Source organism: Mycobacterium sp. JS623 (genome assembly GCF_000328565.1).
Classification (GTDB): domain Bacteria; phylum Actinomycetota; class Actinomycetes; order Mycobacteriales; family Mycobacteriaceae; genus Mycobacterium.
Genome location: NC_019966.1, coordinates 3,265,816 through 3,282,255, shown reverse-complemented (window position 1 = coordinate 3,282,255; position 16,440 = coordinate 3,265,816). Strand labels below are relative to the sequence as shown.

General features: G+C 65.4%; 18 protein-coding genes and 2 pseudogenes. 7 read left to right on the top strand and 13 right to left on the bottom strand.

Translation table 11 applies throughout. The features are described 5' to 3' along the window. Nucleotides 1-42: 42 nt before the first annotated feature. Both MYCSM_RS16085 and bfr read right to left on the bottom strand, forming a co-directional pair. Nucleotides 43-2,097: an MDR family MFS transporter gene (locus MYCSM_RS16085; RefSeq protein WP_015307221.1), complete on the bottom strand. Its 2,055-nt coding sequence runs from the start codon at nucleotides 2,095-2,097 to the stop codon at nucleotides 43-45. A 113-nt stretch (nucleotides 2,098-2,210) separates the two neighbouring features. Next, nucleotides 2,211-2,696, bottom strand: a complete 486-nt coding sequence (gene bfr / locus MYCSM_RS16080) for a bacterioferritin (RefSeq protein WP_015307220.1) — start codon at nucleotides 2,694-2,696, stop codon at nucleotides 2,211-2,213. A gap of 236 nt (nucleotides 2,697-2,932) precedes the next feature. Here bfr and MYCSM_RS16075 point away from each other — a divergent pair, with 236 nt between their 5' ends. Both MYCSM_RS16075 and MYCSM_RS16070 read left to right on the top strand, forming a co-directional pair. After that, nucleotides 2,933-3,151 (top strand): hypothetical protein, encoded by a 219-nt coding sequence (locus MYCSM_RS16075; protein ID WP_015307219.1) that lies wholly within the window; start codon nucleotides 2,933-2,935, stop codon nucleotides 3,149-3,151. 5 nt (nucleotides 3,152-3,156) lie between these two features. Continuing rightward, nucleotides 3,157-3,348 carry a (2Fe-2S)-binding protein gene (locus tag MYCSM_RS16070; RefSeq protein ID WP_015307218.1) on the top strand — a complete coding sequence of 64 codons (192 nt, stop codon included), beginning with the start codon at nucleotides 3,157-3,159 and terminating at the stop codon, nucleotides 3,346-3,348. On the opposite strand, the gene MYCSM_RS16065 is transcribed toward MYCSM_RS16070, so the two are convergent. The 7 genes and pseudogenes from MYCSM_RS16065 to MYCSM_RS16040 form a co-directional block, all read right to left on the bottom strand. Beyond that, nucleotides 3,345-4,391 carry a phosphotransferase family protein gene (locus tag MYCSM_RS16065; RefSeq protein WP_015307217.1) on the bottom strand — a complete coding sequence of 349 codons (1,047 nt, stop codon included), beginning with the start codon at nucleotides 4,389-4,391 and terminating at the stop codon, nucleotides 3,345-3,347. The genes MYCSM_RS16070 and MYCSM_RS16065 overlap by 4 nt on opposite strands. Before the next feature lies 1 nt (nucleotide 4,392). Then, nucleotides 4,393-5,151 carry an enoyl-CoA hydratase/isomerase family protein gene (locus tag MYCSM_RS16060; RefSeq protein WP_015307216.1) on the bottom strand — a complete coding sequence of 253 codons (759 nt, stop codon included), beginning with the start codon at nucleotides 5,149-5,151 and terminating at the stop codon, nucleotides 4,393-4,395. A gap of 16 nt (nucleotides 5,152-5,167) precedes the next feature. Then, nucleotides 5,168-5,260, bottom strand: a pseudogene (locus MYCSM_RS37805) (pyridoxamine 5'-phosphate oxidase); the annotation flags it as partial. 78 nt (nucleotides 5,261-5,338) lie between these two features. After that, nucleotides 5,339-6,049: an EthD domain-containing protein gene (locus MYCSM_RS16055; protein WP_015307215.1), complete on the bottom strand. Its 711-nt coding sequence runs from the start codon at nucleotides 6,047-6,049 to the stop codon at nucleotides 5,339-5,341. A gap of 9 nt (nucleotides 6,050-6,058) precedes the next feature. Further along, complete coding sequence (locus MYCSM_RS16050; protein ID WP_015307214.1) at nucleotides 6,059-6,400, bottom strand: hypothetical protein; 342 nt, start codon at nucleotides 6,398-6,400, stop codon at nucleotides 6,059-6,061. After that, a complete protein-coding gene (scnC, locus tag MYCSM_RS16045; protein ID WP_015307213.1) occupies nucleotides 6,397-7,104 on the bottom strand; it encodes a thiocyanate hydrolase subunit gamma in 708 nt (235 codons plus the stop codon). Before scnC ends, MYCSM_RS16050 begins: the two co-directional genes overlap by 4 nt. A gap of 21 nt (nucleotides 7,105-7,125) precedes the next feature. Continuing rightward, nucleotides 7,126-7,962, bottom strand: a complete 837-nt coding sequence (locus tag MYCSM_RS16040) for an SH3-like domain-containing protein (RefSeq protein WP_015307212.1) — start codon at nucleotides 7,960-7,962, stop codon at nucleotides 7,126-7,128. Between the two features lie 315 nt (nucleotides 7,963-8,277). On the opposite strand from MYCSM_RS16040, the gene MYCSM_RS16035 reads away from it, so the two are divergent. Beyond that, on the top strand, nucleotides 8,278-10,311 hold the full coding sequence (locus tag MYCSM_RS16035; RefSeq protein ID WP_015307210.1) for an FUSC family protein: 2,034 nt from the start codon (nucleotides 8,278-8,280) through the stop codon (nucleotides 10,309-10,311). On the opposite strand, the pseudogene MYCSM_RS36000 reads toward MYCSM_RS16035, so the two are convergent. Together MYCSM_RS36000 and MYCSM_RS16030 are read right to left on the bottom strand one after the other, a co-directional pair. Next, nucleotides 10,283-10,471, bottom strand: a pseudogene (locus tag MYCSM_RS36000) (PaaI family thioesterase); the annotation flags it as partial. The gene MYCSM_RS16035 and the pseudogene MYCSM_RS36000 sit on opposite strands and share 29 nt — an antisense overlap. 31 nt (nucleotides 10,472-10,502) lie before the next feature. Continuing rightward, nucleotides 10,503-11,066, bottom strand: a complete 564-nt coding sequence (locus tag MYCSM_RS16030; protein WP_015307209.1) for a TetR/AcrR family transcriptional regulator — start codon at nucleotides 11,064-11,066, stop codon at nucleotides 10,503-10,505. Between the two features lie 94 nt (nucleotides 11,067-11,160). On the opposite strand from MYCSM_RS16030, the gene MYCSM_RS16025 reads away from it, so the two are divergent. Beyond that, a complete protein-coding gene (locus MYCSM_RS16025) occupies nucleotides 11,161-12,648 on the top strand; it encodes an FAD-dependent monooxygenase (protein WP_015307208.1) in 1,488 nt (495 codons plus the stop codon). Here the strand turns inward: MYCSM_RS16025 and MYCSM_RS16020 are convergent. Next, the gene (locus MYCSM_RS16020) at nucleotides 12,629-13,177 is read right to left on the bottom strand and encodes a TetR/AcrR family transcriptional regulator (protein WP_232425599.1); all 549 of its coding nucleotides are present in this window, start codon (nucleotides 13,175-13,177) and stop codon (nucleotides 12,629-12,631) included. The two genes, MYCSM_RS16025 and MYCSM_RS16020, sit on opposite strands and share 20 nt — an antisense overlap. 56 nt (nucleotides 13,178-13,233) lie before the next feature. Between MYCSM_RS16020 and MYCSM_RS16015 the strand changes: the two genes are divergently transcribed. Then, entirely contained in the window at nucleotides 13,234-14,034 is an 801-nt protein-coding gene (locus MYCSM_RS16015; protein ID WP_015307206.1) for an alpha/beta fold hydrolase, read from the top strand. Here MYCSM_RS16015 and MYCSM_RS38220 read toward each other — a convergent pair. After that, complete coding sequence (locus MYCSM_RS38220) at nucleotides 14,021-14,332, bottom strand: DUF5701 family protein (protein ID WP_083906294.1); 312 nt, start codon at nucleotides 14,330-14,332, stop codon at nucleotides 14,021-14,023. The genes MYCSM_RS16015 and MYCSM_RS38220 overlap by 14 nt on opposite strands. A gap of 22 nt (nucleotides 14,333-14,354) precedes the next feature. On the opposite strand from MYCSM_RS38220, the gene MYCSM_RS16010 reads away from it, so the two are divergent. Further along, nucleotides 14,355-15,752 (top strand): allophanate hydrolase, encoded by a 1,398-nt coding sequence (locus tag MYCSM_RS16010; protein ID WP_015307205.1) that lies wholly within the window; start codon nucleotides 14,355-14,357, stop codon nucleotides 15,750-15,752. Next, nucleotides 15,749-16,438: a cysteine hydrolase family protein gene (locus MYCSM_RS16005; protein WP_015307204.1), complete on the top strand. Its 690-nt coding sequence runs from the start codon at nucleotides 15,749-15,751 to the stop codon at nucleotides 16,436-16,438. Before MYCSM_RS16010 ends, MYCSM_RS16005 begins: the two co-directional genes overlap by 4 nt. Nucleotides 16,439-16,440 lie beyond the last annotated feature (2 nt).

Sequence of the window (16,440 nt, the reverse complement as noted above, 5' to 3'; positions counted from 1 at the left end):
CAAAAGTGGAACGCGTTCTAGAAATCACCCTGAACCTGCTGTTCAGCTCGCTGTCGCGAGCTCTTTGCGTTCGTCGTCCCAGTCGCGCTGCACCAGGACGCGGTGCGCGATGCGTTCCAGCGCCGCCTCGACCTGGACGCGGTCCGGTCGCCCCTCGAAGGTTGGCGAGGACGCCAGCTTCTCGATGATCCGGTTGATCAAAGCCGACGACACCGCATCGACCTGCCTGGCCCCGGCTTGGGTCAGCCACAACAGATCACCTGTGCGCAGCGCGTAGCCCGTGTCGACCAGCCGATCGAACGTCGGCTCGAGGATTTCGCACGGCACCCGCAACCGCTCGGCGATCCCAGTCAGCCGCGCCGACCCGAAAACCTGATTGTGCCGATAGATCTGGATCAGCGCCCACAGTCGCGCGACGTCGAGTTCGCAGCCCTGCCGTTCACAGATGCTGCGCAGCCGGATCTCCGGTGAATTCCGCATCATCCGGCCAATGGCGGTCTCCAGTACCTTGTCCGGCGAGTCGGTGCTCGGCATGCCGAAGCCCTCGCCGAGATCGACGGCGTTGACGGCGTCCATCTCGCGCAGCGGAACCTCTTTGAGAAGCAGCGCGACGATGAATCCGACGAACGCAACCGGAGCAGCGCACAGAAACACCATGCCCAGCGAATCCGCATACGCGTCGACGATCGGCGCGGCGACATCGTGCGGCAATTGGTGCAACACCTGCGGTGACTGCGCGGCCGCAGGTGGTGCCCCGCTGGCGGCCAGCGCGGGACCGATGCGGTCCTGCAGGAAGTTGGTGAACAGCGATCCGAAAATCGCTGCGCCGAAAGAGCTTCCGATGGTCCGGAAGAACGTGACGCCGGACGTCGCCACCCCGAGATCGGCAAAGTTCGAGGTGTTCTGCACGATCAGGATGAGCACCTGCATACACATGCCGATCCCGGTGCCGAGGATGAACAGGTACAACGACTGCAACATTATTGGGGTCGTCGCATCCATCCGCGACAACAGCACGAATCCGAGAACCATCACCGCGGTCCCGACGACGGGGAAGATTTTGTAGCGGCCAGTGCGGCTCACCAGCACGCCGCTGCCCATCGAAGTCAGAAGCAGACCAGCGACCATCGGCAGCGTACGCAGCCCAGACACCGTTGCCGATACGCCGTCGACGAACTGCATGAAGGTCGGCAGGAAGGTCAACGCACCCAGCATCGCGAACCCGACGATGAACGACAGCACACAACACACGGTGAACACCGGGCTGCGGAACAACCGGATCGGCAGGATCGGTTCTGCCGCACGGCTTTCCACCCATACGAATACGGCCAGCGCCGCGGCGGAGGCGACGAACAGCCCGATGATGACGGGTGAACCCCAGGCGTATTCCGTGCCACCCCAGCTGGTGGCCAGCGTGAGTCCCGAGGCGCCAACACCCACGAACACGATGCCGGCGTAGTCGATCAACGGGCGGCCGGTCCGGCCGAGCGACGGTATCGCCGCGATCGCCACGAAGAACACCACCACGGCCACCGGCACGTTGATCCAGAACGCCCAGCGCCAGCTGAGATGGTCGGTGAAGAAGCCGCCGAGCAACGGCCCCACCACCGTCGTGACGCCGAACACAGCACCGAGCGCACCCTGATAGCGCCCGCGGTCCCGCAGCGGGATGACCTCACCTATCAGGGCGGTGGCGGTCACCATGATGGCGCCGCCGCCGATGCCCTGCAGCGCCCGCGACGCCACCAGCATGGTCATCGACCCCGCCAACCCACACAGCACCGAGCCGCCCAGGAAGAAGACGATCGCCGCAGCGAAGACGACCTTGCGGCCGAACAGGTCGCCGAGCTTGCCGACGACGGCAGTGACGATCGTCGACGCCAGCAGATAGCTGGTCACGACCCATGACTGGTGGCCCGCGCCGCCGAGGTCTGCGACCACCGTCGGCAGCGCGGTGGCGACAATCGTCTGGTCCAGCGCGGCCAACAGCATGCCGAGCAATACCGCAACAAAGATCAAGTTGCGGCGCTGCGGGCTGATCAGGGCGCCGCCGGATTCGGGATCCGCGGCGGCGGCCGTCGGTGCCGTTGTTGTCATACCTGCCTCTCCTCGGCGACCCATTCTCCAGCCCATATCGTTAGTCAAGCTAGAAAAGTTACGGTCGCGGTCCGCGAGTCAGGGTTGCCGCGCGGGGAGATGCGAAACGGGGTCTAGAGCGAGGTCGGTGGCCGCGACACGCACTGTGCGAGGTAGAGCTGCTCGCCGAGCTTGTCCATCAGCTGCAGCTGGGTCTCCAAGTAATCGATGTGTTCCTCTTCATCGGCGAGGATCCTCTCGAACAGGTTCGCGGAGGTGGCGTCTTCCTTCTCACGACACATCACGATGCCCGGCTTCAGCCGCGCCATTACTTCGTATTCGATGGCCAGGTCGGCTTCGAACTGCTCGCGCAGGGTTTGGCCGACCCGCAGCGAGAAAAGGCGCTGATAATTCGGCAGCCCGTCCAAGATGAGAATGCGGTCGGTGATTGCCTCCGCATGCTGCATTTCCTCGAACGACTCTTTCCGGGTGTGTTCTGCGATCTCAGTGAATCCCCAATTCGCCTGCATCTTGGAATGCAGAAAGTATTGGTTGATCGCCGTGAGTTCGCTCGTCAACTGCTCGTTGAGCAGTTTCAAAACGTCCGGATCGCCTTGCATGGTCGCTCCTAAGCAACGTGAGGGCTGGATCAAGCTGGGCTGTCTGTAGCGCCTCACCAATCTAGTGCCTGCATGGCGCACGAGCCCATCTTTGCCCTTGCGGCAGGCGTGTTTCCATGCCCCACCAGTCGTTCCGCCGCGGGGGTGTGCAGATCAGGAGGCCAGCCTGGACCCGCTACGCCAAGTAAGGTTAGACTGCGCTAACACTGCAGCCGCTTCGACCAGACAGGGAACCGATGGGTGAGTTTGATCTGCACTCATTCATTTCGGCCTGTGAACTTCGGGTCGAGGACGTCAACCGGATGTGGAAATGGCCCAATACACACCGCGAACCAATCGGTAGCCATCATGTGTTGCCCTACATTTGGGAACCCGGCGGGGTAATGGTGACAATGGGCACCACTCAATTCGTCGGCAATTCCGCGCACCTGGTCAGAATCGGCGAGCGGGTCTGATCGCGATGTTCGTCTGCCTATGCACTGGGACCACCAGCCACGTCGTCGACGAAGTGGTGGCCAACGGCGCGAAGACGTCCAAGCAGATCGCAGAGGCCTGCGGTGCGGGCGGCGACTGCGGACGGTGCAGGCGCACCCTGCGGGCGATCATCGAAGCCCATTACGCGGGGCGCGCCGCGCAAACCGTCAGCCACTAGCCGAGCAGCTGTCGGATTCGCTCGACACAGAACCCGGTCAACGCGAGATCGCCGGTCAGCAGTCCCTGGTTTCGCAGCCGGGTCTCCAACCGGGACACCGGGATACCGAGCTCGACCGCGGCGAGCACTTCGTTGTAGCGCAGGTTCCGCACCGTGCGCCCCGACAACTGCTCGTAGCGATCGATGGTTTCCTCGCGGCTCGGCGTCCCGTCCAGGCGGGGTACGCCCTGATACTCCGCGCAGGCCCAGTCGACGAACAGCAGCCACGCCAGATCGGCCTCGTGGTCACCGATGTAGGCGAGCTCCCAGTCGAGCACCGCGGTGACCTCATAGTCCGGTCCGTAAAGGACGTTGGACAGTCGGCTGTCGCCCCAGCACAACACCAGATGCTCGGGCTCATAGACGTTGTCGCGCAACCACTTCACCGCGTCGACCAGCTCCTTGGGCCTGCTCGCAGGCGACCCCCATGTGAGCAGCTCATCGCAGTACTCGACGACCTGCTCGAGCGGATGCTCGCCTCGCTGTGGCATCAGCAACTTTTCCAGCCGTAGGCTGCGCCAATCGAGCGCGTGCACGTCGGCGATCGCCTGCACGCAGCCCCACCACATCGTGGATCGCTGTTGGGGAGTCGCGTCGTAGTACAGGCCATGCGAGTGATACGACGGGTAGTCGGCGGCGGTGCCGATCGTCGGCAGCTGCTCCATCACGTAATACGGCGTGCCGAGGTCGGTGCCTTCGCGGTCCAGCCAGTACACGGTCGGCACGCTGATCGGGGTGTCGCGAAGCCGGTTCATCACCATGACCTGACGCGTCAGGTCGTAGTCCGGAAAGATACTGATCTCGGGCGGCCGCCGAAACACCAACTGTTTCAGCGTCGTTGGGTCGTCGTCATGCTCAAGGTCGAACAGGAACGTCTCGGTGGACAGGCCGCGCTCGGCGGCAAGCCAGTTGGCGATGCGCGCGTCCGCGGCGCCTGCGATCCGCTGGCGCGCAATCGGCTCGAGCAGCGCGGCAATCTCGTCCGCTGCGGGACGGGAGGTCATGTCAGCTCGTGCGTTTTTGGGTGAACTCGGCAAGCGCATCGGCGTTGGCGGCCGCGCCGAGCAATTCGGCGAATTGTGCTATCTCCCTGGCAGTGGCGGCGGCGATCTCTGCGCGTGTTGGTTCGACGATTGTCTGCTTGACCGCCATCAGGCTCGAAATCGGGCGGGAGGCAAGAACTTCGGCGTGGCGGCGGGCTTCGGGCAACAGCTCGTCCGGCTCGCACACCTTCCACGCCAGCCCCATCCGCTGCGCCTCGGCGGCGTCGACCCACTCCGAGGACATCAGCAGCCACGCGGCGTTTTGCCGGCCCATCAACTGCGGCAGCAGATATGACGACGCCGCCTCCGGCGCCACACCAAGACTGGTGAACGGTGTCTTCAGCCGGGCCGTCGAGGACATGAACACGAGATCCGCGTAGCCCAAGATCGTTGCGCCGATACCCACTCCGAGCCCGTTGACCGCGCAGATCAGCGGCTTGGGCAGCTCGGCGAGCGCATCGATCATCGTGGAGAAGTGGCTGCCCTGCTCATTGAATGTGGGATCGGTGATGCGTCGCTGCATCTCGTTGAGGTCGTTGCCCGCGGAGAACGCCCGTCCCGCGCCGGTCAACAATACGACTGCCACATCGGGATCGTTCGCGGCGTCACGCAGCGCCATCGCGGTCGCGTGGTAGAGCTCCTCGTTGAACGCGTTGAGGGTGTCTGGCCGATTCAGGGTGAGCGTGCGCACTCGGTTCTGGTCAGAGATCTGCAGGATCACGCCAGAAGCGTATGCGCTAACCGTTGCTGTACACCCGGGTGGGTGCGACCAACACCACCGTTGGCCGTTGTACGGCCATCACCCGGTCGTATTCGACGCCTGGATGGTGTTGTCGGCGCGCAGTGTCGAGAGCACCGCAGGCCGCTTTCGTCGGAGGCGAGTGCGATTGCTTCGTCGAGCGTCGTCATCAGATGTCCTTCCCCGCGAACGGCGTCCGGAGGACATACCGACTCGTCGGGACCGTGTCGATGTCGCGATTCGCGCCGAAGGCGGTGGTGCTTGCCACCATGCGCTCCATCCGATGGCGCAGATCGTCGTCGTCGGCGGCCCCGAAGAAGGCTTGGAGATCGGAGGTCGCCTCGATCGGAAAGAGTTCTTCGACGATCGCGTCGACGACCGGCGCACCTGGTGTCAGCGAACGCACCACCGTGTTCTGCGTGTAGCCGAAGGTCGACTGCGTCTCGATGGCCACCGGTGTGTGGTCGATGTGCCAGCGCTGCCGCCAGGTCGCCTCGTCGAGATCGGCCGGCCTGCGCAGCAGCGCAATGTTCGCCAGGCCGGGAGTGCGCTCTCCGAGCGCGGTGTCCGGCGGCGGCAGCGGCACCGATTCGGTCACCAGGTACGCGGCGACGCAGTCGCATTCCTTTTCCAGCCGGGTGATCGTCGAGGTCACCTGATCGCCGTACGACTGCTGCGTCCACAACGTCACGAATCCAACCACCGGCGGCGCCAGCGTCGTCAGTGTCATCAACGAGTCCCGCACGGGGGCGTCACGCACGTTGACCGCGAGCCCCGGCACACCCGAGTCGAGTAGTTCGGCGGCGACGTCCTCGTGCAGACGGCTGCACCACGCGTCGTCTGCGTCCGCACCCCGCAGGGTGATGATGACTTTCTCCACGAGTCGAATCTAGGCCTCGAGCCTTTCGCGGATGCTCGCGAGCCGGTGTTTGAGCTCCGCTTCGTCGATGATGCCGCGAGCCACCAACGAATGCGCCAGCGCAACGAGCTGGCTCTCCGGATACGGCAGATCCGCGTAGACGGATGCGGACAGCGTGTCCTCCTCGTCGCGCCGCTCTTTGAAGCTGGGGACGTTCTCGTCGCACGCGGCGTGGTCGAGCGCGTCGCACAGACCGTCGAGGCTGGTCTTCCACGGCGGCACGGGATTTTCGACGCCGTACTTGGCGGCCATCACCGGCCAGACCTGATTGCGCACGACGATTTCCTCGAGCGTTTCGATGCGCTCGTTCATCCTGCGGTCCCCGGGTGAACGGCTGGACGGGTGTCGGTGATGACGTTGGTGGTGACGCCCGCCTTCGGCAGCGCAACGCCGATCAGGCAGTCGCGAGTGATGATTTCGGTGAGTTGGTCTTCGGACCAGTCGTCGGTGCCCTCGGGGCGCATCGGCATCACCATGAACCGGTGCTTCTGGTTGGAATCCTGGACGTGGATGGAGATTTCGTCGGGTAGATAGAGCCCGAACTCCGCGAGCACCTGGCGGGGCCAGCGGACCATGCGCCGTCGATAGTTCGGCGTGCGATACCACTCGGGCGAGTTGCCGAGGATCGGTCGCGGATAGCACGAGCACAGCGCGCAGACGATCACGTTGTGCACCGTTGGCGTATCCGCGAGGATCTGGAAGGCGGTGAAATCGCTTGGGGTGCCGAACCCAGTCGGCTCCATCCAGTCGACGCCGACCTCCTTGCTGGCCGTCATCGGTTCGGCGAGCGCGAGCTTTTTGAACTCGGGGTCGAGCCACGCCCTTGCGACCAGACGTGCTGCGGGCGTCGGGCCGATCTGTTCGGCGAACTCGGTGAAGCGGCGGTGTTCCTCCGCGGTGAAAATGCCCTTCTCGATACACAATTCGCGCAGCGCGATCTCAAGCACTTCGAAGTCGGTGATCTCGTCGACCATCGGCTTCACGGTGCGATCGTGGTCGTGATCGTGACCCGTCATTCAAAATCCTTTCTGGGCAGCTTATTTGGCGGGTTCGAGCCAGTGTTCGGGAATCTCGGTCTGGACGACGTCATCGGTGGTGCCGGTGTAGCCGTACCAGAGGTCGGACATGTTGAACCGTACGACGTAGAACCATTCCGGCGTCGCCGGGCGGTCCCATGTCTCGTCCTCGGCGGCCGGGCTTTCGTAGGCTACTGCGGCGATTTCACCCTTCGCGCCACGCACGTACTCCGGGGTGCGCGTGTAGAAGATCACCGGAAGCTCGCGCACCACCACCGCGTCGCCGACCTTGAACTTGGGCGCGCCCGCCTGACCCGCGTATACCTGCGGGTCGCCCTTGCCGACCGCGCGCTTGTGGTGCTCGTTGCGTTTGACCTGAGAGCCGTCGCCCTCGGATTTCGGCTTGGCCTCGAGTGTCTTTCCGTCGAGGCCGCCGGCGTAGCGAGCCTTGACCTCGGCCATTCGTTCGCTCAACTCGGTCAGGCCGATGTGGTGCTTCTCGACGAGCACACGCGCGACGGCGAGCAGCCAGCGACCGTAGTACGGCAGCCCGAGATACTCGGCGCGACCGACGTCGACATTGCCGATGCGCCGCCGTTCCTCCGAAAGCCAAATCCCCCGCCACGCGAGCACCTCGCAGATCACGTAGGTCATGTGCTCCCAGAGCTCGTACTGCTTGTTCTCGTACTTCATCGGTGCATCCGGTTCACCGCCCACGTCATGGACGGGCTTCAGATATGCGGTGATGCGGTCGTGGTCCAACATGTCGGGCGTCGGCGCGTCGGGAAGCTCGGGATAGGCCGACTTGAGCCGGGCGACGAGTTCCAGTTGGGCTGCGCGCTCCGCGGCCGTACTCATGTGAGCTCCCTTCGCTTTTCGGACAGGCTGCGCAACGGCGCGCAAAAAATAACTGGGGGGTAATAACGCGAACTGCATGGGATCCGGGACTTCAGATGAAAATCAGCAACGCCGTTGGCGTTGTCGGCCATCGGCACCTCCGACTTGGTCAGCTGATCCGGTTAGCTGACCGTACCTCCGAGCATGGTTTTCGTAGGCCAAATTCGGCGCCAATGGTATGTGCTGTGCCGCAAAGCGTTTGCTCGACGCAATTGACACAGTGTTTGGGGCGTGTACTCCCCCGATCGACTACCGGCATGGGGTCAAAATAAACGGATGGCCACCGGCAGCGGTGTGATCACCCCGGCGGGCTGGGCGTGGACCCGGGTCCTGCGACAGACGACGCCGGATATCGGTGCGGTGTCGCGCAGCTTGCTCGGGGTGCTTGCGATCGTGGCGGTCGCGTTGGCGTCGGCCTCGCCGGCGGCAGCTGTTTGGGCCTCGGGAGCGGCGGCGATCGCCGGTGCCATCGCGATGCAGGACAGCCCAGCTGGGCGAGTGCCGCTGGTCATCGTCGTGTCGCTGGAACTCGGCGCCGCTGTGTTCCTCGGCGCGCTGACCGCGCCTTACAGCGCTCTGTTCATCGTCGTCGTCGCGATCTGGTGCTTCGCGGCGGCCATGCAATGGGCGCTGGGCGGTAAACCGGCGCTGGTCGCCGCCGCGAGCGCCGCCCTGTTGGTGATCTCACCTCCGGTTGCGCCGACGGCCGCCGGGGTGGTTTTTGCGACGTTGCTGACCGTGTCGGCCGGCTGCATTCAGGCGGCCCTTATCGCGGTGTGGCCGCCGCAGCGATCGCGCGTTCAGCGCGACGTGTTGACGCGCGTGTACCGGGGACTCGCCGCCGATGCCCGCGGCATCGCGGCTGACCGGGACGCCGCCGTCGCCATCACCGCCCCACTCACCTGGCTGCGCGAGGCATTCGTCGACAGCCAGGCGACCCAACGGCCGCTGGCGTACCAGGGCGGCTACCGGCTGCCCGAGCGGATCGCCGCGACGCTGGCTGCGCTACGTGGCGGCGATGAAACGGTTGCTCTGCTGCTCGCGCCCGGCGCAGATTTACTGGAAGCGATTGCAAACCATCATCACACCGCGCGGCGGGACGCCGAATACGCGCTGGCGCGCGTCGACGCCACGGCGGCTGCTGTCACCGGTCCGCATGTGGCTGTCGCGCAACGGTTTTCACAACAGATGCACGAAGCCCTCGCCTCTCGGTTCGGCGAATTCCGCCGTCCCGATCTCGCAGGCTCACTTTTGGCGGGCGTCGGCGCGGCGCGTCACCACCTGACGACGACGTCGCCGGTGTTGCGGCATGCCGTGCGGTTGTCGTCGGCTACGGCGCTGGGGGTGGCGGCGGATCGGTTCGGCGCAGTGGCGCACGGCCACTGGATCGCGTTGACGGTGTTGATGGTGCTGCGCCCCGAGACTGCACACACCTATACGCGCTGCGTCGGGCGGGCGGCGGGCATCGCCCTGGGAATTGTGATCGCGTCGGCGGTGACACTGGTGTGGCAGCCGACAGGGTCACCGGCTGCGGTCGTGGCGGTCGCATTTCTTGCGGTGACGTACTTCGTCATCCGCTTTGGCTACCTTGCGGTGAGCGCGGCCATCGCCGCGGCGGTGATGTTTTTCCTTGACATCAACCCGGCGGCGGCAGGCGCGGACGTGAAAGACCTGTTGTTCGCGGTGGTGATCGGCTGCGGTCTGGCCGTGGTGGCGCATGTGGTGCTGCCCGATCACGCGTTGATCCGGCTGCACCAGCGCGCGGGTGAACTGTTGAAATCCGAGATCGACTACGCAGCCGCGGTTGTGAAGGCGTTCGTGCACCAACTGGATCACCCCGCCGAGGCGCTGTCCGCGGCATGGCAGCGAGCGTTCCGGGCCCGCGCGGCGTTCGAGGCGGCATCCGGTGCGACGCGTGCAGATTCACGCGAACTGCGGCGATGGCTACGGTCATACCGCGCAGCGCTGAACGCAGTCACCAGTGCGTGCACCTCGCTTGAGACCAGTCTGTCCAATGAACCCGCGACGGCGTTGACGCCGGAATTCGTTGCAGCCGTTGACGATTACGTCGATGCACTACGCGGAGCACCTCCGAGTGCCGCCACGCCGTGGACGGTCGACATCGAAGAGCTGACCGCGGCGAATCAACAGGTTCGTGAGCAGGGAGCGGGGCTTGCCGCCGACAATGCGGCGGCGCGGGTACTGGTAGCCGAGGTCGCGACGATCACCAGAAGCCTGGCGGGGATCGCCGCTCACCGGCAGCCGGCGGCCAGCACCCGAATCAGTCGCGGGCCCACCGCGGCCGGATGAACACGCCCTCGGCTTCGACCGTGATGCCCTCGTCGTCGGCCAGGTGGCCGACGGCATAGGTCTTCACGCCGTCTGTCCGCAAAATCCGGGCTTCGGCGTGCAGCTCACCGAGCCGGGTGAGCCGTAGATAACGCAACGTTATGGTGCCGGTAAGGCGTGGCTGTAGCGCGCATTGTCGAGTCAGCTTGGAGTCACCGTGGCGCCGCTCCGACGAGGAGCTGACGGATCACCGGGCGGGCCCACGCAATCAGATCGTCGTGGCTGAGCTCCGCGACCGCGGGGTTGGCCAGCACATAGCGAGTGGTGGCCAACCCGACGACGAACGCACCCATCAACCCGGCGCGCTGGGCCGGATGATCGGGGGTCACCGCCGCGAGCTTCGGGGCGACCTGCGTCGCGAAGATCCGCCGCATCGTGTCCGCGGCCGTCGGGCTCGTCATCGCCGCGCGCAGCAGGGCGACGAACGTGGGGTCGTCCTCCCATACCGCAAAGAAGCTGGGCAGCAACGCGTCTGCCACATCATCGGGCTGCACCTTGGAAAGGTCCGGGAGATAAAGGGTGAACTCCGCCGCCTCGGTGAACAGGTCCTGCTTGCTACCGAAGTATCGGATCACCAACGCGGGGTCAATGCCGACATCGGCGGCCACCGCACGCAGCGTGGTCCGCTCGTAGCCGTCGGAGCCGAACCGCGAGCGCGCGGCAGCCAGGATGTCGGCGCGGGTCTGGGTGGCGTTGCGGGCGCGCGGCGATGCCATGGGATGAGAGTAAGTCACCAACCGTTGACATGGCTAGTACCGCGTCATAGTGTCTAAGTCATCGAGTGTTGACTTATCGGGGAAGGAATCCACCATGAACGTGCCCGTGCTGATCGTCGGTGCAGGTCCCACCGGCCTGACCGCCGCCGTCGAGCTGTCCAGGCTCGGCATCGACGTGCGCATCGTCGACCGCGCCACCGAACGCTGCCTCACGTCGCGCGCGCTCGGCATCCAGGCCCGCACCATAGAGCTGCTGCGCGTCCGCGGCGTCGGCGACGAGCTGGTGCGGCTCGGCAACCCCGCGCGAGCGACCACACTCCATTCGGGCGGCGGCAAGCTTGCGTCCATCGAATTGCACCGGATGCCAAGCGAATTCAATTACCTGCTGCTGCTGGCGCAGTCAGACACCGAACGATTGCTCACTGAGCAGCTGAACCGACAGGGCGTCAAGGTGGAACGCGGAGTCGAGTTGGCCGCACTGACCCGGCACCGCGACACTGTCTCCGCCGTGCTGCGCAGCGGCGACGGCACCGAGGAAACCGTCGACGCGTCCTATCTGATCGCCGCCGATGGGTCGCACAGCGTGATTCGCAAGACGCTCGGGCTGCCGTTCGTTGGCAGATCGCTCACGCACAACTACGTCCTCGGCGACCTACATCTAGCAGGCGACGTGCCGCAGGATCAGCTATCGATCTTCTTGGCCCACAACGGCTTTCTTGCCGTGTTTCCGATGGGCGACGGCCGGTTCCGGTTCATGGCCACCGATCCCGACGGCATCACTGGCGACACCGGCGACCCCACGCTTGACGACATCCAGCGACTCTACGACCGCACCGCGCATCTCCCGGCCGAGCTCTACAACCTGAACTGGAGTTCGCGGTTCCGGATCAACAGCCGCCACATGACGACGCTGCGTGAGGGCCGTGTGTTCTTCGGCGGCGACTCCGCACACGTGCACAGCCCCGCGGGCGGCCAGGGCATGAACGCCGGCGTTCAGGACATGATTAACCTGTCGTGGAAGCTCGCCATGGTCATCAACGGCCAGGCTCGCGACGAGCTGCTCGACACCTACCAGTCCGACCGGTTGCCGGTGATCCGCCAGCTGGTCCAGATGACCGAACGCGCCACCAGAGCGTTCAACTCCACCAATTCCCTTGTGCACGCGGCGATCACCCGGCTGGCTCCGATCGTGATGGCCCGCTCGCGGGTCCAGGAGAAGGCCGCGTCACGGCTCGGCCAGATCGCTGCAAGCTACCGGAAGTGTCCAATGAGCAAGGGCGGCGGGCGGATCGGCTCATTGCATGCAGGCGACCGGATGCCCGATCTGCGTTTCGACGATGACCGGCTCTACGATCTGCTGGATCTGTCCACACTCACCCTTGTCGTCACCGGCTCGACGGTGCCCGAGGCATATCTGCCCTGGCGCGACGCCATCGCGCTTCGCCAGGTCCCGATCGACGACATGCCGCCGGGTTGGCTGCTCATCCGCCCCGACGGCTACCTGGCCGCCGCCGGCGGACCCGCTGACGGCGCGGTGCTGTCGCGGTGGCTCGATCGGTGGCTCATTGCACCAACGCGCTGAGCGCTGACCGCGCCGCCGAATCGCGACGGCCGAGTTCCAGCTCCATCAACGCGCACTCCGCCGTCGCCGCGATCCACAACCGCGCGGATGCCCGGGGATGTTGCGCACCCAGCGCCTCGAAGTCGGCCGCAACGACGCCGACATTCATCCGATTGCGGCGCATGACTTCATCCGCGATCGGCAGATGACCACGCGCCTCCAACAGCAGCGCCTTGACGCCGCGGTCGCGCAGGCAACCGTCCAGATAGGTAGCGGCCACCGCGGCGAGCCGGTCCTTGCCGGGGGTCATGTCGGCGATGACGGACATCACCTCGTCGAACAGCGCATCGTGGAAGCGCCGATGCAACGCAACCAGATACGACACTCGATCCGGAAAATGATGGAAGAACGTGCCTTTCGACACGCCTGCGCTCGCGACGACGGCGTTCACCGACAGGCCCTCCAGTCCTAGCTCTTCGGCGAGCACCAGCCCTGTCTCGATCAGGTTCGCTCGCGTCTGCAGCGCGGCCGCCACTCTCTTGTTCGCCACTTCCACATGCGCTAGTGTAACTGACCGACCGACCGGTCAATGAAAGGTTTTCACCGATGCCGACCATGCACACCTCACTCGGGACTGTTTCCTACACCGACGAGGGCTGCGGCCCGCCGATCGTGCTGCTGCACGCCGCATTGCACGACCGCACCGACTTCGCGTCCGTCATTGAAGCGCTGGGCAACGGCCGCCGCGTGATTGCGCTCGACTGGCCCGGCCACGGCGAGTCTCCCCTGCCTGCAGCCCCGCTGGCCGCGGTCGAATTCGGTGATCTGCTCATCGAATTCGCCGACCGGCTGGACCTCACTGACACCGTGATCGTCGGCAACTCAGTAGGCGGCTATGCCGCGTGCAGACTCGCGCTGGAACGGCCCGAGCGCGTCGCCGGTGTAGTGCTGATCAACAACGGCGGCTTCACCCCGCACAGCCTCGCCACCCGCTTCTTATGCGGCGTGATGGGACGCCCAGCGGTGATCAAGGCCGTGTTCCCGTGGTTTGTCCGGGCGTACATGCGCGCGAAGAACCCGACAGACAAGGCGGTCGTCGACCGCGTCGTCGCCCGGGCCAAGACCGTCGACGGTGCGCGTACCGCGGCGGCGCTGTGGAAGAGCTTCACCGACCCCGGCCACGACCTCCGTGCGCGGGCGACTCAGATCAGCGCGCCGGTCCTGATCACCTGGGGCGCCAAGGACTTCACCGCGCCGCTGCGATGGGGCAAGGCGGTAGCGGCCGCGATTCCCGGGTCCCGGTTCGAGACAATGCCGACGGGTCACGTCGCCTTCTCGTCTGAGCCGCAGGCGTGGCTGGACATCGTCCTGCCGTTCGTCGACGCGGCGCTGATCAGTCGACGCTGAATCTGCCGCTGGCCGAGGCGAATCTGAGCCAGGTATGCCGGTTGTCCGCCCAGCAACAGCGGACCTTCGACGCGTTGCGGTTCGCCAGCCCGTCACGGTCTGTTCCGTCGCTGATCCACAACGCGGGTGTCCTGGCGTCCAGCGAGCCATCGGGCTTGCGCCGACATGAGCGGTCATGTCTGCCACCACGAAACCGGGTTTGCCGTTGCGTTGCAGCCGTGATGCCAGCGTCGACGCGTGAGCAAGATCGAACTGCACAGCTAACACAAACGACACACGCCTGACCCGCGATCGCCATCAATCTGGCGTTAATTGTCTGGATGGCTGATGACGCGCGTGGACCGTCCATCGGGCCCTCCGTCGACGAGATTCTTGCGTCACACGCCAGCGGCACCGGTTCGCCCATCAAGACAGCGGCCCGGGTTGCCGACGCGATCGCGAACCGTGGAAGCGACGGCACCTGGCTCTCGACGGTGCCCCGCGATGAGCTGTTGGCCGCCGCCGGGGAGATCGAAAAGCGCTCTGGCGCAAGGACTCTTCCGCTGTACGGCGTGCCGTTCGGCGTCAAGGACAGCATCGACGTCGAAGGCGTGCCGACCACCCTGTCATGCCCCGACTACGCATACGTGGCCTCGGTGACGGCCCCGGTGGTGCGCCGACTACTCGATGCGGGTGCGCTGTACGTCGGCAAGACCAATCTGGACCAGTTCGCCACCGGGCTGAACGGTACGCGGACACCGTATCCGATCCCGCGCAGCGTGTACGGCGGCGAGATGATCTCCGGCGGCTCGAGTTCGGGCTCGGCCTTGGCGGTAGCGCTCGGCCAGGTGCCGTTCGCCGTCGCTACCGACACCGCAGGCTCCGGGCGGGTGCCTGCCGCGCTCAATGGCGTCGTCGGGTTCAAACCCTCGCGCGGGCTGATCAGTACGGTCGGGCTCGTTCCCGCATGCAAGTCGTTGGACTGCATCAGCCTGATGGCCGGCTCGATCGACGATGTCGACCGCGTCTTCGATGTCGTAGCGGTGCGCGACGACAACGATGCCTGGTCGCGCGATCGCGGCCCCCGCTACGACGGCTCACCGATCCGGGTCGGCCTACCGCCCGCCGGCGAGCTCGAGTTCTTCGGCGACGAGCCGATGCGTCGCGCCCACATGGGATTCCGCGAACACCTGGCGCGCACCGCCGCCGTGGTCGACATTTCGCTCGAGCCTTTCCTGGCGGCCGGTTCACTGCTCTATCAGGGTCCGTGGGTGGCCGAGCGGCTCGTCGAGTTCGGTGATTTCCTTGCCGCCCAACCGGACTCGATCCATCCCGTCGTCAGGGAGATCCTGCTTAGCGGCCGCAAGTACACCGCGGTCGACGCGTTCGCGGCGTTGCAGCGGCTGGCCGAACTGAAGGCGGCGGTGGCGCGGCTTTGGCAACAGATGGATGTTTTGGTGGTGCCGACCATCGGTACCACGTTCACCGTCGAGCAGGTGCTCGGCGCGCCGATCGACTGTAACACGATGCTCGGCCACTACACGCACTTCGGAAACCTGCTCGACCTGTCGGGTGTCGCGCTCCCCCTCGGCGTCACCAGCGACGGGCGGCCCTACAGCGCAATGCTTCTCGGCGCCGCATGTACGGATGACACCGTGCTGCATCTTGCCGCGCAGATCCTCGACGAGCCGCGGCAGCTGTCGTCGACCGCAACGACCATGACCGAGGAGCGGGTATGAGTCCCATTGAAGTCCTGGCCGAACCCTCGCCCTTCCGGCTCGTTGCGGGCCAGACGGCGCTGATCGTGATCGACATGCAGCGAGACTTCCTGTTGCCCGGCGGGTTTGGCGAAAGCCTTGGCAACGACGTCAATCAACTGCTCAAGGTCGTGCCACCGCTGGCCGAGCTCATCGCCGCGGCACGCACAGCAGGAGTCTTGGTGATCCACACGCGCGAGGGCCACGAACCCGACCTGTCCGACTGCCCGCCCGCCAAGCTCAACCGCGGCGCCCCATCGAAACGCATTGGCGACGACGGGAAGTACGGACGCATCCTGATCCGTGGCGAATACGGACACGACATCATCGACGAGCTGGCGCCGATCGACGGCGAGGTGGTGATCGACAAACCCGGCAAGGGCGCGTTCCACGCCACCGACCTGCAGGACATCCTCTCCGACGCCGGCATCACCCAACTGCTCGTCACGGGCGTCACCACCGAGGTGTGCGTGCACACCACCACCCGTGAGGCCAACGACCGCGGCTACGAATGCCTGGTTGTATCCGATTGCGTCGGTTCGTATTTCCCCGAGTTCCAGCGTGTCGGCCTGGACATGATCAAGGCGCAAGGCGGCATCTTCGGATGGGTCGCCGACACTGCCGCCGTGATACCCGCGCTGCGGACGCTGACCAGCAGCGCCGCCTGAAA

Excerpts from the sequence above, each read along its gene's own strand:
- MYCSM_RS16085 (WP_015307221.1), bottom strand. The coding sequence starts at position 2,097 with ATGACAACAACGGCACCGACGGCCGCCGCCGCGGATCCCGAATCCGGC.
- bfr (WP_015307220.1), bottom strand. The coding sequence starts at position 2,696 with ATGCAAGGCGATCCGGACGTTTTGAAACTGCTCAACGAGCAGTTGACG.
- MYCSM_RS16075 (WP_015307219.1), top strand. The coding sequence starts at position 2,933 with ATGGGTGAGTTTGATCTGCACTCATTCATTTCGGCCTGTGAACTTCGG.
- MYCSM_RS16070 (WP_015307218.1), top strand. The coding sequence starts at position 3,157 with ATGTTCGTCTGCCTATGCACTGGGACCACCAGCCACGTCGTCGACGAA.
- MYCSM_RS16065 (WP_015307217.1), bottom strand. The coding sequence starts at position 4,391 with ATGACCTCCCGTCCCGCAGCGGACGAGATTGCCGCGCTGCTCGAGCCG.
- MYCSM_RS16050 (WP_015307214.1), bottom strand. The coding sequence starts at position 6,400 with ATGAACGAGCGCATCGAAACGCTCGAGGAAATCGTCGTGCGCAATCAG.
- scnC (WP_015307213.1), bottom strand. The coding sequence starts at position 7,104 with ATGACGGGTCACGATCACGACCACGATCGCACCGTGAAGCCGATGGTC.
- MYCSM_RS16040 (WP_015307212.1), bottom strand. The coding sequence starts at position 7,962 with ATGAGTACGGCCGCGGAGCGCGCAGCCCAACTGGAACTCGTCGCCCGG.
- MYCSM_RS16035 (WP_015307210.1), top strand. The coding sequence starts at position 8,278 with ATGGCCACCGGCAGCGGTGTGATCACCCCGGCGGGCTGGGCGTGGACC.
- MYCSM_RS16030 (WP_015307209.1), bottom strand. The coding sequence starts at position 11,066 with ATGGCATCGCCGCGCGCCCGCAACGCCACCCAGACCCGCGCCGACATC.
- MYCSM_RS16025 (WP_015307208.1), top strand. The coding sequence starts at position 11,161 with ATGAACGTGCCCGTGCTGATCGTCGGTGCAGGTCCCACCGGCCTGACC.
- MYCSM_RS16015 (WP_015307206.1), top strand. The coding sequence starts at position 13,234 with ATGCCGACCATGCACACCTCACTCGGGACTGTTTCCTACACCGACGAG.
- MYCSM_RS38220 (WP_083906294.1), bottom strand. The coding sequence starts at position 14,332 with ATGGCGATCGCGGGTCAGGCGTGTGTCGTTTGTGTTAGCTGTGCAGTT.
- MYCSM_RS16010 (WP_015307205.1), top strand. The coding sequence starts at position 14,355 with ATGGCTGATGACGCGCGTGGACCGTCCATCGGGCCCTCCGTCGACGAG.
- MYCSM_RS16005 (WP_015307204.1), top strand. The coding sequence starts at position 15,749 with ATGAGTCCCATTGAAGTCCTGGCCGAACCCTCGCCCTTCCGGCTCGTT.